The following is an 11,970-nucleotide window of genomic DNA, read 5'->3' on the forward strand; positions in this document are numbered from 1 at the left end:
GCAGGATGCACGCGGACGAAGCGGAGACCGATGCCGACCTGGTCCGGCGGCTGCTGCGCGCTCAGTTCCCCCGGTGGGCGGACCTGCCGATCGCCCGGCTCGCCTCCGGCGGTACGGTCAACGCGATCTACCGGCTCGGCGAGGACCTGACCGTCCGGCTGCCGCTGCGCCCCGGCGGCGCCGAGGCCATCGCGATGGAGGCACGGCTGCTCCCTCGGCTGGCGCCGCTGCTGCCGCTGCCGATCCCGGAGGTGGTGGCGACCGGCGCTCCGGGCGAGGGGTTCCCCTGGGCCTGGGCGGTGCACCGGTGGATCGAGGGGCGCAACCCGGTCGAGGGGGAACTGGCCGAGCCGGGACTCGTGGCCCGTGACCTCGCGGAGTTCGCGGTCGCCTTCCGCAAGATCGAGCTGCCCGGCGGTCCGCCCGCGCACCGGGGCGAGCCACTGATCGCCGAGGATCAGGAGATGCGGGCGGCAATCGAGGCACTGCGCCGCACCGACGAGCCCTTTGACGCCGACGAGATCACCGCGGCCTGGGAGGAGGCGCTCGCGGCACCGTTGTGGACGGGCCCGGCTTGCTGGACGCACTCCGACCTCATGCCGAGCAATGTGCTGCTCGCCGGCGACCGCGTCTCGGCAATCATCGACTTCGGCACGGTGGGCATGGGGGAACCGGCCACCGATCTCATTCCGGCCTGGAACCTGCTGCCCGCATCGGCGCGGTGCGTATACCGCGAGGCAGTGGATGTCGACGACGCGACCTGGGCCCGCAGCCGGGGCTGGGCGCTGTCCATGGCGGTCATCCAGCTGCCGTACTACCGGACGACCAATCCGGTCATCTCAGCCAACGCCCGGCACGTCATCCGGGAAATCCTCGGGTCCTCCGCGTAACGGAAACCAGGGACCACGCACCGAGCACGGTTGAGTCGAAGCGGGCACCGTGAGCGGCGCCGAGCGCTCAGCTGGTGACGTACTGCTCGCCGTACTCCGCGGTGGGGGCGATGGGCGTGATGACGTCGATCAGTACGCCGTTGGGGTCGGCCACGATGAAGTGCCGCTGCCCGAAGTCCTCGCTGCGCAGTTCAAGGACGGGAGGCAGTCCTTCGCGGGTGACGAGCCGTTCCCATTCCGCGTCGACGTCCGCCACTTCGAAGTTCAGCAGCAGACCCTGGGCGGGGACCCGGTGGCCTTCCGGAATCGTCGGGTGGGTGTGGTCGAGGAGGGCGAGCTCATATCCGGGCTCTTCCGGTCGACGGAGACTGACGTACCAGTCCGCCTCGAACGTCGTCTCGAACCCCAGCAGCCGGGTGTAGAAGTCATGGGACTCCCGCAGCCGCGCTGTGCCGATCACGGGATAGAAGCTGGTCAGTTTCATACCTGATCACCTTTCGCATACCATCGGTATGCGAGTGAAGCTATTCGCATACCGCTGGTATGTCAACGAGGAGTGCGATGCGGCAGGACGGCATCCGGGCACAGCAGCGGGAACAGACCAGGCAGGCGCTGCTACGGGAGGGCAGGCGCCTGTTCTCGAGCAGCGGCTACGGCGGCGTGGGTCTGACGGAGATCGTCCAGGCGGCCGGGGTCACCAAGGGCGCGCTCTACCACCACTTCACGGGCAAGGCGGACTTGTTCCGCGCCGTTCTGGAGGAGTTGCAGCAGGAAGTGGGCCGACGTGTGGCCGCGGCCGCCGACGCCCATGAGGATCCCTGGGCCCAACTCAACGCGGGCTGCCAGGAGTTCCTCACCGCGACCACTGATCCCGACATCCAGCGGGTCATGCTCGTCGACGGGCCTGCCGTACTGGGATGGAGTCAGTGGCGGGCGATGGACGAGGCCGCGTCGGCCCGCCATCTCGCCGACGCGTTGTCGTCCGTCATCGAGGCGAGGATCATCGCCCCTCAGCCCGTCGCACCGCTGGTCCACCTGTTGTCGGGGGCGATGAACGAGGCGGCCCTCTGGCTGGCCTCCTCCTCCGACCCCGAAGACCTGGCCCACACCAGAGCCGCGCTGACCCAACTGCTCCAGGCACTGCGCGCCAGGTGATCCGGCGGGCCCCGCCTGGTCAGCCACGAACCCCCGGAGCACGCCTATAAATTGGCCGAATGAGGATTCTCCACTTGTCGGACACGCACCTCGACCGCTCTGGCGGCCCGGACTCCGATGGGGCCGACGGCACGGCGGCGCTGCGCCGCATGCTCGCCGACATCAGCCATCTGGACGGCCTCGACGCCCTCGTGGTCACCGGCGACGTCGCGGACGACGGCTCACGTGAGGCGTATGCGCGGGCACGCGAACTCGTCGACGCGTACGCGCGGGAACGCGCCGCGCCAGTCTTCTACACCACAGGGAACCATGACGAACGCGGCGCGTTCGCCGAGGTGCTGGGCAGCGGGCACGAGCACCCTGACGCGGTCTACGAGGGATCCGAGGGAGAGCGGGCGGCCACGAGTACGGTCGACGGCTGGCGGTTCATCACCCTGGACTCCCTCGTGCCGGGCAAGAGTTACGGCTGGATCGGAGAAGGCCAACTCGACTGGTTGCGCGAGGTGTTGACCACTCCCGCGCCGCGCGGCACCGTGCTGGCCTTCCACCACCCGCCGGTCACCCTGGACGTGGAGGTGCAGCAGGCGCTCGGGCTGCAGAATGCTCCGGAGCTGGCAGAAGCGATACGCGGAACCGACGTGGAACTCGTGCTCTGCGGCCACTTTCACCTACAGATCCTCGGACGCCTGGAGCAGGCGACGGTCTGGGTCACGCCGGGTGTGGTCAGCCGCATCGACCTGACCGCGCGCCCCGGCACCGAGCGTGCCGTCCACGGGGCGTCCGCCTCGCTCATCCAACTCGGAACGCCGCACGCGCCGCTTATCCACACACTTCACGCTCGGGACCCGCGTATCGGCGAGACGGTCTATGAGAGTGACGAGGATGAGATGCGTGAGGTCATCAAGAATCACGGGCCCACCATCCGGTAAGGGGGTGCCCCTGTCCGGCGCTTGCGGGCTGCGGGATCGTTGTGGCTTTGGGGGCACCTCCCGGCCGGAGGCTGGGGGAGCAGTTCCCCGCGCCCCTTTGGGGCGCGGGGAAACGAGGATCAAGCCTCGACGATGCCCAGTTGCTTCATCAGGCCGAGGTCGTCCATGTTCCACCAGCTCTCGGCGAGCTTGCCGTTGCGGCAGTGGAATGTGGCGTGACCGGTTCCCGAGACCTCGCGGTTGGTGGGTTCCACGCCCTGGAACTCGCCCACATGGCGGCCCTTGTAGGAGAGCCGTGCGCACACGAGATCGCCCTCGGCGGTCAGGCTCTCGATGGTGGCGACCGGTTCGAACGCCCTGAGGATCTCCCCGTACTCCGTCTTGGCCTGCGCGAGCCCGATGTCGTACGACGACATGAACGGGTCGTGCTCGCGATAGTCGTCGGTGCACACGTCGTCCGCCGCGTCAGGATTCCGCTTGTTGATCACTTCCTCGAAGAAGGTGCCGACCGCGATCTTGTTCAGCTGCTCGTCCCGGACCACCTCGAGGTCCGTGAACGTGGGCTCCTCGTCGCAGGCTTCCAGGAGTTCATGGAAGATCTGGTCGGTCTCCGGAAGCTTCGAGTTCTCCATCGCCGCCTCGTAAGAGGGGAACTCCACGATCTCGACGACGTGCCTGGAGTCGGAGCGGTCCCGCCCCATGATCGAGTGGGTGGCCGTCCGCTTACCCTGGGTTGCTTCCAGCCAGTTGTCCATCAGTTTGTTCAACTCATCAACTTTGCTGGTCTTGTAGTCGATGACCTGGACGAATGCCATGATGCCTCCCTCCGCGATAACTTTTTTCCCACCATTTCAGGCTATGCGTCGTTCAGCTTGCTTGTCCTGGATCGATCCTGGGTGGATGCGGATCGTGCAGCACCAGGGTCGTACGTGACGTTCAAGCCTTCCTGGTTCCGGTGCGGCGGGCGTACGCGCGGGCGGCGCGGGCGCGGTCGCCGCAGCGGGTGGAGCACCAGTGGCGGCGGCCGTGGCGCAGCAGATAGCGGTTGCAGGGTGGGGAGCCGCAGGCGGTGAGGCGTTCGGCGTCGGGCCCGGTGAGCAGGTCGGCGGCGTCGGCGGCGAGGGTCGCGAGGGCGTGATCGACGATCTCGGTGGTCGGGTGGGGGGCCGCGCGGTAGGGACCGGTCTTCTCGTCCCAGTGGAGCAGCGCCGCGGTGGGTGCACGGGTCAGCGCGTCGTTGACGGCGGAGAGAGCCGCGGGCAGGGCGGGGAGTCCGCGCACCCGGGAGGCGAACAGGGCTCGGATCTGCTCGCGCAGCGAACGCAGCTGCCCCAGACACATCTCCTGCAGTCCCGCATCGGCAGGTGCGAGGTCGCGCTCGGTGAGCCACCGGTTCGCGTCCGCTGGGGTGCCGAGGAGGTCGAGGAACTGGCCGCCGGGCAGGGCGAGGGCGCTGTTGGCGAAGTCGAGGGCGGGGTACTGCTCCGCCCCCGGTGCGGGCTGCAGCGCGTGCTCGTCGTTCAGGCTCTCGGTCACGTTCCTCATGGTACGGCGCGTCGCCATCCGTGAGGAAAGTGTTAGCGTCTCCTCACGGATACAAACCCTCTCATCCGTGAGGAGCTCTTTTATGTCTTCTGCCGACACGACCCCTGGGCACATCCCCGTTCGCGTCTTCGGCGGTCCGACCGCGCTCTTCGAGTACGGCGGCCTGCGCTTCCTGACCGACCCGACCTTCGACGCCCCCGGCGACTACCCCACCCCGGGCGGCCCGACATTGACCAAGACGGCGCCCTCCTCCGGCACGCCGGCCGACCTCGGCCGGGTCGATGTGGTGCTGCTCTCGCACGACGAGCACGCCGACAACCTCGACGTCTCCGGCCGGGCACTGCTCGCCGACGTGCCACTGACGCTGACCACCCCCGGCGGCGGACAGCGCCTGGGAGCCGGCGCGAAGGGCCTGGCGGACTGGGAGTCCGTCCAGCTGGACCGACCCGACGGCAGCACGGTGACCGTCACCGGTGTCCCCGCCCTGCACGGCCCCGGGAAGCGGGAGGAGGTCGAGGCGGTCGCCGGGCAGGTGGTCGGCTTCGTACTGACCGCGGACGACCTGCCCACCGTGTACGTCAGCGGTGACAATGCCTCACTGGAGCTGGTCCGGGAGATAGCGGAGCGGTTCGGCCCGGTGGACACCGCGATCCTGTTCGCCGGCGCGCCGCGCACCCCCGCCGTCTTCGACGGCGCGCTCGTCGTCCTCGACAGCGCCCAGGCCGCCGAGGCGGCCCAGATCCTCGGCGCCCGCCGCGTGGTTCCGGTCCACTACGACAGCTGGGCCCACTTCACCGAAGGCCGCGAGGACCTGGAGGCCGCCTTCGACGCCGCCGGGCTGGCCGACCGGCTGCACCTCGGCGACCGGGGCTGACCGGACCGCAGCTCCGGCCCTCGTCGTGATCCGTCCAGGGACGGTGACGACACGAGGGCGGAGCTGCGTCTCGTGGCCAGGGGAGCGAGAGTTCTGCGTCAGTCCAGGCAGAACTCGTTGCCCTCGGGGTCGGTCATCACGATGAAGCCGGCGCTCATCGGCGGAGCGGGCTCGTCGCGACGTACCCGCGTCGCTCCCAGCGTGACGAGTCGCTCGCACTCGGCCTCCAGCGCCGCCATCCGCTCCTCCCCCTCCAGCCCCGGAGCCGCACGGACGTCGAGATGGACGCGGTTCTTGGCGACCTTGTCCTCCGGCACCTGCTGGAAGAACAGCCGGGGGCCCTGCCCGGCCGGGTCCTCGATGGCCGATTTCGTGTTGCGCTGCTCCTCCGGTACGCCGAGCCGCGCGAGGAAGTCGTCCCATGCGGCCAGCGGGTCGGCGCCCTCGGGCAGTTCGACTCCGGGCGGGCCGGGGTGGACGTAGCCGAGTACATCGCGCCAGAAGGACGACAGTGCCCGCGGGTCGTGTGCGTCGAAGGTGACCTGGATGTGACGGCTCATCGGGTTGCTCCGTTCGTGACGAGTTGCGTGTGCTGGTACAGGTCGCGCAGCAGGCAGACCTCGGACAGGTGGTGGATCAGCTCACGGTGGATGTGCAGCACCAGATCGGCCATGGGCGCCTCGGGGTAGGGCTCCTTCGCGCCGACCGGGACCCGGAGCCCGGCGTCGCCGAGGCCGCGGACCCCGGCCAGCCAGACGTCGAGCTGGGCCTGTAGCTGATCGAGCGCGGTGGCCGCGCTGCCGGCGTACTCCCAGGTCTCGTACGACGCCTCCGGCGCGCCGAAGTGCGCCGCGTTGCGCGCGGCGAGCACGCCGACGATGACATGGCCGAGCCGCCAGGCAATCGTGGTGAAGGGCGGCGGAACCGGCTCGGGGAAGGCGTAGTCGATGGTGAAGTCACCGGCGCCGACCTGCACGGGCGCCGTCGAGCTGCCGCGCGGCCGCACGCTCCAGGCACCCGGCACCGGCGACCAGAAGTACTCGTCGTCGGTGAGACCGTCGAGCCGGGCTCGGAGCTGATGGTCCCAGTGGAACTCCCACTGCTCGCGCAATGTCCGGTTCCAGGTGAATTCGTGTGCATCCATGGGGCCACCCTGACACCTCTTGCGGTCAGGATCGGTCCGCAAAAGGCGGCCGCATGGGCGCGGCATGGACGTGGCATGGACGTGGCCGACGGGGCGCGCGAGGTGCTCACCCAGTTGGGCGGGGTGACGTGAGGGATGCGGCGCGGAGGGGGCTGCGGCCTCGCCGCGCCGGTGGTCCGGTTGTGCCGGATGGCGGGGCCATACGGTGGGCGGGGCCCGCGCTGCGCGAGCCCCGCCGTTGTGGTCCGGTCGTGCCGGGTCCGGTCAGTCGTAGGAGATGTCGGACTCGGAGTACAGGCAGGTCTTGCCGTCGGGGCCGCTGCCGATCTCCTCCGGCTCGTCGCCGGAGTCGTTGCCCTGGTAGCGGATGCAGGGCTCGATCTTCTTGTCGGAGTCGCCGTGGATGCGGACCTTGCGCAGGGTGGCGGTGTCGCCGTAGTTGGCGTTGACGCCCGCGATCGATTTGCCGGGCGCCGTGACGTCCACATCCTCGATGGTGATGGAACGCTTGTGCTGGGTCGAGCAGTTGCCGCAGGAGCGCACGAGCTTGCCGAAGTCGGAGACCTGGAAGCCGGAGACCTTCAGCGAGCCGGCGCCGTTGAACTGGAAGACCTTGTCGTCGGCCTTGCGGGCACCGCCGCCGGTGACGGTGTAGGTGGCGGAGGAGGATTCGCCCTTGAAGGAGGCGGCGTCCTCGCCGACGTCCTCCCACCACACGTTCTCCAGGGTGCAGCTGCCCATGCAGTGCACGCCGTCGGCGGCGGGCTTGCCGAGCACGACGTTCTTCAGCACCGCGCCGTCCTCGAGCTTGAAGATCGGGTCCTGGCCCTCTTCCTGGTCGCCACCGCCGAGGTCACCCTCGCCGTAGAAGCGCTGCATCTTGCCGTCGTACTCCCCCGAGACCGGGATCGTCTCGGAGACCGGCTTCTCGCCCTGCGGGTCGGGCCAGTCCGGGGCGGCGGCAGCCCCGGCCGAGGTCACGGTGGTGGTGAACAGGGCGGCACCGCTCAGCGCCACGGCGGCGAACGTCCCGGCGAGGGTGGCACGGCGACTCGGTCGGCGTCGGTGCAGTGCGGATCTCATCGTCGGATCTCCTTCTGTGTGGGGGTGATGTGGGGGGTGATACGCGGGGGGTCAGCGGCTGGTGACACCGAACTGTCCGGTGGTGAAGTCGAGGCCGCCCGGCGAGGAGGTGATCTCGTACCCGAACTGGACGTCGCCGATGGTCTCGTCGCCCCACCAGCCCTTGTCGTCCTTGAGCCAGCGCAGGATCGGCAGGATGTCGACGGTGCCCTCCGCGGAGTCGGAGGTGCGGACGAACGAGAAGACCTGGTTGGAGCCGTTGTCGCCCTTGTAGACCTGCCAGGTGTGCCCGCCGAGGGAGACCGTGCCCTGCGGCGTGCCGATCGGGCCGACCGCGCCATGCTGGTTGACCCACAGCATGACCTCGTAGTCGTGATCGCTGTCCCAGATGTCGTACGAGGTGTTGTAGGCGCCCGCCTCCGGGACGTTCACCCGGTAGCTGCTGCTGAGCGAGGAGAGCTCGCCGATGCGTTTGTCGACGACCTTCTTGGCGTTCGGGTAGGACTTGATGCCACCGGTATTGGGGTGGTCGGCGTGCACCCGCCAGTCCGACGCCGAGTTCGCCTCGATCGTCTGCGAACCGGCGCCCTCTCCCCAGATGTTGTTGTAGAGGGTGTAGCCGTCGGACGTCTGCCAGCTGCCCCAGCGGTCCGAGGAGGACCAGGCGGCGGCGTGCGCCGGTGCCGCGGCGAAACCGAGCAGCGCGGCGAACGCCCCCGAGGAGGCTAAGAGCAGGGTGGTTCGCCTGCGGATTCGGTGCCGTTTCTGCCGTGCCATGAGGGCTGTTCCCTTCTTCTCCGTGCGGGTGTTCCGCTGTTGGTGCGGATTTTCCGCTGCGTGTGCGGGTGTTCCGCTGTTACGCGGTGATCCCGTCCACCGGATCACCGGCCGACAACGAGTGCTGTCTGCTCTGTCGTTGCCGCCGGTGCGGGAAAGGTTGCCGTCGGGGTGCACGATTTTTTCGGGGCGGTCGCCACGCGGATCACGCCGCACGCGGAGCACGCCGGAAGGGCCCACGTCATGGGGGGTGCTGGGCGAGGCCATCAGCTTCTGGTCCGGGACATGGAGAAGCCCCAGGGGTCAAAGCACCCCCGGGGCCCAGAAGTCCGCGTCTCAGTCCTTCAGTGCCGCGGCGATCGAGTCGGCGATCGGTGTGGTGGGCCGCCCGATCAGCCGGGAGAGGTCGCCGCTGGTGCCGGCCAGCTCGCCCTTCGCAATGGACACCTCCACGCCGCCGAGTATCGCGGCGAGCGCCTCGGGCAGCCCGGCGTGGCCGGTCAGCATGCTGGTGAAGTCCTCGACGGAGACGGCGTTGTAGCCGATCTCCTTCCCGGTCTGCCGGCTCAGCTCTGCCGCGTACTCGGCGAAGCTCCAGGCGGTGTCGCCGCTGAGCTCGTACGTCGTGTTCTCGTGGCCCTCGCCGGTGAGCACGGCGACCGCCGCGGCGGCGTAGTCGGCGCGGGCGGCGGAGGCGACGCGGCCCTCACCGGCGGCCTGGGTGAAGGCGTTGTACTGGAGCACCGGGGCCAGCTGCTCGGTGTAGTTCTCGTGGTACCAGCCGTTGCGCAGCAGCACGTAGGGCAGACCGGACTCGAGGATTGCCGCCTCCGTGCCCCGGTGGTCGTCGGCGAGAGCAGCGGTCAGGCTGCCGGGGGCGCTCGTGTACGCGATGAGGGCGACTCCGGCGGCCTTCGCGGCGTCGATGACGACCTTGTGCTGGCTGACGCGGTCCTTGTCGACCTCGCTGCTGGAGATGAGGAGCACCTTGTCGCCGGCGGAGAAGAGCCCGTCGAAGGTCGACGGGATGTTGTAGTCGGCAATGGCGATCGTCACGCCGCGGGCCGCGAAATCGGCGGCCTTCTCCTCGTTGCGGACGACGGCGGTGATCTGGTCGGCCGGGACCTTCTCCAGCAGGCCCTCGACGACGAACCGGCCGAGGCTTCCGGTGGCACCGGTGACGATGACGCTCATAATGGATATCTCCTGATCAGGGCGTTGTATTCCTTGTGAGGCAGGTATGCGAACCAACCCTAGGAGGCGCACTAACTTTCTGGAAGTACCCACCTTGAAGTAAGGTACTGGCGTGAAGGTGAGTAACGCGGTGCTGGTCGACCGGCTGCGGAGCGCCGACGGCGACATGTGCCCCGAGCGCCTGGTCCTGGAGCATGTCACCAGCCGCTGGGGCGCTCTGATCCTGATCGCGCTGCTGGACCGTTCGTACCGCTTCAGCGAACTGCGCCGGGAGATCGGCAGGGTCAGCGAGAAGATGCTGGCCCAGACCCTGCAGACCCTGGAGCGGGACGGCCTGGTCCACCGCGACGCCAAGCCGGTGATCCCGCCCCGCGTGGACTACTCCCTCACGGACCTCGGCCGGGAGGCCGCCGAGCAGGTCCGTGGCCTCGCGCTGTGGACGGGGCAGCGGATGACGGCGGTCCGGAAGGCACGCGAGGAGTACGACGCGGCGAAGGCGTGACCAGCAGGCCGGTCCGGTCGGCCCGCACCCCGCTGCGCCCCGTATCCGCCGGAGTGGGTGGGCGGACACAGGGCGCAGCACAGAAGTCGGCAGTGAGCTCTCAGCTCCCGTTCCCCGCGGTGGACGTGGTGGGTGCCGCCGACGGGGTGCCTGCGGCGGCTCGGCGACGGGCCGCCCAGACGGCGGCGCCCCCCAGAGCGGTCAGCGCGGCGGCTGTGCCGGCCAACGGGCCGGACGGCAGCCCGGCGCCGGACGAGGCGAGCGAAGCCGCCGCACCGTCACCGCCCACGCTGCCCGCACCTCCCACGGTGGCGGGTTCGGTGCCCCCGTCCGTGCCGCCGTCGGCGCTGCCCCCACCGCTGCCGGAGCCGGGAAGGTCGGCGTCCTCGTCCAGGGAGACGGCCACCGTCACCGGGTCGAGGGCGTCGCCCGGCTTGTAGAAGCCGCCGAACGCCTTCGATCCGGCCGCCGTGAGGGTGGCGGGCGCCTTCTTCACGGAGATGATGTCCTCGTGCGGGGTCAGTGCGCCGCTGTCGAGCTTCAGGGTGGCGACGGTGACGGCCTTGTCGGTCGAGACCTTGCCGCTGGTCCGGTCCTTGGAGCGTACATCGGCGACCAGACTGCCCTTTGTGCCCTTGGCCTTCACCTTGAGGTGCGAGAAGGTCAGGTCCAGGGTGTAGGAGGAGCCTTCCTTGTGGCCGAGGAAGCGCACCCCGCCCTGGAACGAGGCGTTCAGGTCGCCGTCGGCGAAGTCACCGCTGCCTTTGGGGAAGCGGTACCCGCTGTCGGTGCTGTTGGCCCCTCCGGAGGTCTCCACCTTGCCCTTGGCGATGGGGCCGGTGACATAGGTACGGAACGACGCCTTGACGCCCCAGTCGAGGTTGCCGTCGGCGATGGCGCCCGAGGCGGGCTGCTCCGTGCCGCCGCTTCCGCTCCCGGAACCCGAACCGGAACCGGTGCCGCTGTCACCGCTGCTGCCGGAACTGCCGCCCGAGTCGCTGCCGCTGGAGCCGGAGCCGGAGCCCCCGGATCCGGAACCCGAACCCCCGGCTCCCGAACCGCCGGAGCCGGAACCCGAACCCGAGCCGGACCCGCCGCTTCCGCTGCTGCCGCCGGGGGTGACCTGCAACGTCACCGGGTCGAGCTTCTCGCCCTTCTGGTAGTAGCCCTCGAACGCGTCCGAGCCCTCCTCGGTGAGGGTCGCCGGGATGTCGGCGAACGTCATCGCACCGTCCTGGCCCGAACCCGGCTTGACCTGCGACAGATCGAGTGAGGCCAGCGGAACGTCGTCCTTGGTCTTCTCCGGCTCGCCCGCGCCGTCCTCGCCCGTGCCCGTGTCGACGTCGGCTCTCAAGGTGCCGCTCTTGCCCTCGGTTTCCATGGAGAAGCCGGACAGCTTGATGTCGAGCGCGCCGTGGTGGCCGTACAGGTGGACGCTGCCGTGGAAGGACGCGGTGACGGCGTGGGTCGTCATGTCGTAGCTGCCCGTACCGTCGGTGAAGCGGAACGAGCCGTCGGCGTTGGTCCTGGCGCCGTCCGCGACGGTGATCTTCCCCTTCGCTATGGGGCCGTTCAGATAGTCGCGGAAGGACTTCTTGATGCCCCAGTCCAGCGTCCCGGCGGTCAGCGGGATGGCGGGGGCGGCCTGCGGGGCGGCCGTGTGTGCGGCGCCCGGGGCCGCGACGGCGGGCAGCGCGAAGGCGGTGACACCTGCGACGGTCGCCGTCGCGGTGGCCAGGAGGAGGGCGCCGGCACGCGAACGGCGGCGGGGAGGACGGGCGGTGACGGTCATGACTGCTGGTCTCCTGGGTGCGTCGGATGGACGGGTGGATGGGATGGACAGGGAGGGAGCCGCAGGGAAGCTCGTCCCGCACGAA

14 protein-coding genes are annotated in these 11,970 nt (G+C 69.5%); 5 read left to right on the plus strand and 9 right to left on the minus strand.

The window, feature by feature from the left end; genetic code table 11:
- Positions 1–5: 5 nt before the first annotated feature.
- Positions 6–890 (plus strand): aminoglycoside phosphotransferase family protein, encoded by an 885-nt coding sequence (locus ACQEU8_RS20205; RefSeq protein WP_433108596.1) that lies wholly within the window; start codon positions 6–8, stop codon positions 888–890.
- 67 nt (positions 891–957) lie between these two features.
- Here the strand turns inward: ACQEU8_RS20205 and ACQEU8_RS20210 are convergent, their stop codons facing one another.
- Positions 958–1,374 carry a VOC family protein gene (locus tag ACQEU8_RS20210; protein WP_433103012.1) on the minus strand — a complete coding sequence of 139 codons (417 nt, stop codon included), beginning with the start codon at positions 1,372–1,374 and terminating at the stop codon, positions 958–960.
- A gap of 59 nt (positions 1,375–1,433) precedes the next feature.
- Here ACQEU8_RS20210 and ACQEU8_RS20215 point away from each other — a divergent pair, with 59 nt between their 5' ends.
- Together ACQEU8_RS20215 and ACQEU8_RS20220 are read left to right on the plus strand one after the other, a co-directional pair.
- Positions 1,434–2,045: a TetR/AcrR family transcriptional regulator gene (locus tag ACQEU8_RS20215; RefSeq protein WP_433103014.1), complete on the plus strand. Its 612-nt coding sequence runs from the start codon at positions 1,434–1,436 to the stop codon at positions 2,043–2,045.
- 59 nt (positions 2,046–2,104) lie between these two features.
- A complete protein-coding gene (locus tag ACQEU8_RS20220) occupies positions 2,105–2,974 on the plus strand; it encodes a metallophosphoesterase family protein (protein WP_433103016.1) in 870 nt (289 codons plus the stop codon).
- A gap of 119 nt (positions 2,975–3,093) precedes the next feature.
- Here ACQEU8_RS20220 and ACQEU8_RS20225 read toward each other — a convergent pair whose 3' ends face one another.
- Both ACQEU8_RS20225 and ACQEU8_RS20230 read right to left on the minus strand, forming a co-directional pair.
- Positions 3,094–3,789: an ester cyclase gene (locus ACQEU8_RS20225; RefSeq protein WP_433103018.1), complete on the minus strand. Its 696-nt coding sequence runs from the start codon at positions 3,787–3,789 to the stop codon at positions 3,094–3,096.
- Between the two features lie 121 nt (positions 3,790–3,910).
- On the minus strand, positions 3,911–4,519 hold the full coding sequence (locus ACQEU8_RS20230; RefSeq protein ID WP_433103020.1) for a CGNR zinc finger domain-containing protein: 609 nt from the start codon (positions 4,517–4,519) through the stop codon (positions 3,911–3,913).
- A gap of 82 nt (positions 4,520–4,601) precedes the next feature.
- On the opposite strand from ACQEU8_RS20230, the gene ACQEU8_RS20235 reads away from it, so the two are divergent.
- On the plus strand, positions 4,602–5,393 hold the full coding sequence (locus ACQEU8_RS20235) for an MBL fold metallo-hydrolase (protein ID WP_433103022.1): 792 nt from the start codon (positions 4,602–4,604) through the stop codon (positions 5,391–5,393).
- Positions 5,394–5,491: 98 nt separating this feature from the next.
- On the opposite strand, the gene ACQEU8_RS20240 is transcribed toward ACQEU8_RS20235, so the two are convergent.
- The 5 genes from ACQEU8_RS20240 to ACQEU8_RS20260 form a co-directional block, all read right to left on the minus strand.
- Positions 5,492–5,953 (minus strand): VOC family protein, encoded by a 462-nt coding sequence (locus tag ACQEU8_RS20240; RefSeq protein ID WP_433103024.1) that lies wholly within the window; start codon positions 5,951–5,953, stop codon positions 5,492–5,494.
- A complete protein-coding gene (locus ACQEU8_RS20245) occupies positions 5,950–6,537 on the minus strand; it encodes a DinB family protein (RefSeq protein WP_433103026.1) in 588 nt (195 codons plus the stop codon). Before ACQEU8_RS20245 ends, ACQEU8_RS20240 begins: the two co-directional genes overlap by 4 nt.
- Before the next feature lie 264 nt (positions 6,538–6,801).
- Positions 6,802–7,620, minus strand: a complete 819-nt coding sequence (locus ACQEU8_RS20250) for a pectate lyase (protein ID WP_433103028.1) — start codon at positions 7,618–7,620, stop codon at positions 6,802–6,804.
- Between the two features lie 51 nt (positions 7,621–7,671).
- Entirely contained in the window at positions 7,672–8,397 is a 726-nt protein-coding gene (locus ACQEU8_RS20255) for a GH12 family glycosyl hydrolase domain-containing protein (RefSeq protein ID WP_433103030.1), read from the minus strand.
- Between the two features lie 336 nt (positions 8,398–8,733).
- Complete coding sequence (locus tag ACQEU8_RS20260; protein ID WP_433103032.1) at positions 8,734–9,591, minus strand: SDR family oxidoreductase; 858 nt, start codon at positions 9,589–9,591, stop codon at positions 8,734–8,736.
- A 166-nt stretch (positions 9,592–9,757) separates the two neighbouring features.
- Here ACQEU8_RS20260 and ACQEU8_RS20265 point away from each other — a divergent pair, with 166 nt between their 5' ends.
- A complete protein-coding gene (locus ACQEU8_RS20265; RefSeq protein ID WP_433108598.1) occupies positions 9,758–10,093 on the plus strand; it encodes a winged helix-turn-helix transcriptional regulator in 336 nt (111 codons plus the stop codon).
- 100 nt (positions 10,094–10,193) lie between these two features.
- Here the strand turns inward: ACQEU8_RS20265 and ACQEU8_RS20270 are convergent, their stop codons facing one another.
- Positions 10,194–11,885, minus strand: a complete 1,692-nt coding sequence (locus ACQEU8_RS20270; RefSeq protein WP_433103034.1) for an HtaA domain-containing protein — start codon at positions 11,883–11,885, stop codon at positions 10,194–10,196.
- Positions 11,886–11,970 lie beyond the last annotated feature (85 nt).

It is taken from the genome of Streptomyces sp. CA-250714, assembly GCF_050936705.1.
Taxonomy (GTDB): domain Bacteria; phylum Actinomycetota; class Actinomycetes; order Streptomycetales; family Streptomycetaceae; genus Streptomyces.

Coding starts and splice junctions, on each gene's coding strand:
- ACQEU8_RS20260 (WP_433103032.1), bottom strand. CDS start 9,591: ATGAGCGTCATCGTCACCGGTGCCACCGGAAGCCTCGGCCGGTTCGTC.
- ACQEU8_RS20230 (WP_433103020.1), bottom strand. CDS start 4,519: ATGAGGAACGTGACCGAGAGCCTGAACGACGAGCACGCGCTGCAGCCC.
- ACQEU8_RS20245 (WP_433103026.1), bottom strand. CDS start 6,537: ATGGATGCACACGAATTCACCTGGAACCGGACATTGCGCGAGCAGTGG.
- ACQEU8_RS20240 (WP_433103024.1), bottom strand. CDS start 5,953: ATGAGCCGTCACATCCAGGTCACCTTCGACGCACACGACCCGCGGGCA.
- ACQEU8_RS20255 (WP_433103030.1), bottom strand. CDS start 8,397: ATGGCACGGCAGAAACGGCACCGAATCCGCAGGCGAACCACCCTGCTC.
- ACQEU8_RS20235 (WP_433103022.1), top strand. CDS start 4,602: ATGTCTTCTGCCGACACGACCCCTGGGCACATCCCCGTTCGCGTCTTC.
- ACQEU8_RS20250 (WP_433103028.1), bottom strand. CDS start 7,620: ATGAGATCCGCACTGCACCGACGCCGACCGAGTCGCCGTGCCACCCTC.
- ACQEU8_RS20210 (WP_433103012.1), bottom strand. CDS start 1,374: ATGAAACTGACCAGCTTCTATCCCGTGATCGGCACAGCGCGGCTGCGG.
- ACQEU8_RS20215 (WP_433103014.1), top strand. CDS start 1,434: ATGTCAACGAGGAGTGCGATGCGGCAGGACGGCATCCGGGCACAGCAG.
- ACQEU8_RS20265 (WP_433108598.1), top strand. CDS start 9,758: ATGTGCCCCGAGCGCCTGGTCCTGGAGCATGTCACCAGCCGCTGGGGC.
- ACQEU8_RS20225 (WP_433103018.1), bottom strand. CDS start 3,789: ATGGCATTCGTCCAGGTCATCGACTACAAGACCAGCAAAGTTGATGAG.
- ACQEU8_RS20205 (WP_433108596.1), top strand. CDS start 6: ATGCACGCGGACGAAGCGGAGACCGATGCCGACCTGGTCCGGCGGCTG.
- ACQEU8_RS20220 (WP_433103016.1), top strand. CDS start 2,105: ATGAGGATTCTCCACTTGTCGGACACGCACCTCGACCGCTCTGGCGGC.
- ACQEU8_RS20270 (WP_433103034.1), bottom strand. CDS start 11,885: ATGACCGTCACCGCCCGTCCTCCCCGCCGCCGTTCGCGTGCCGGCGCC.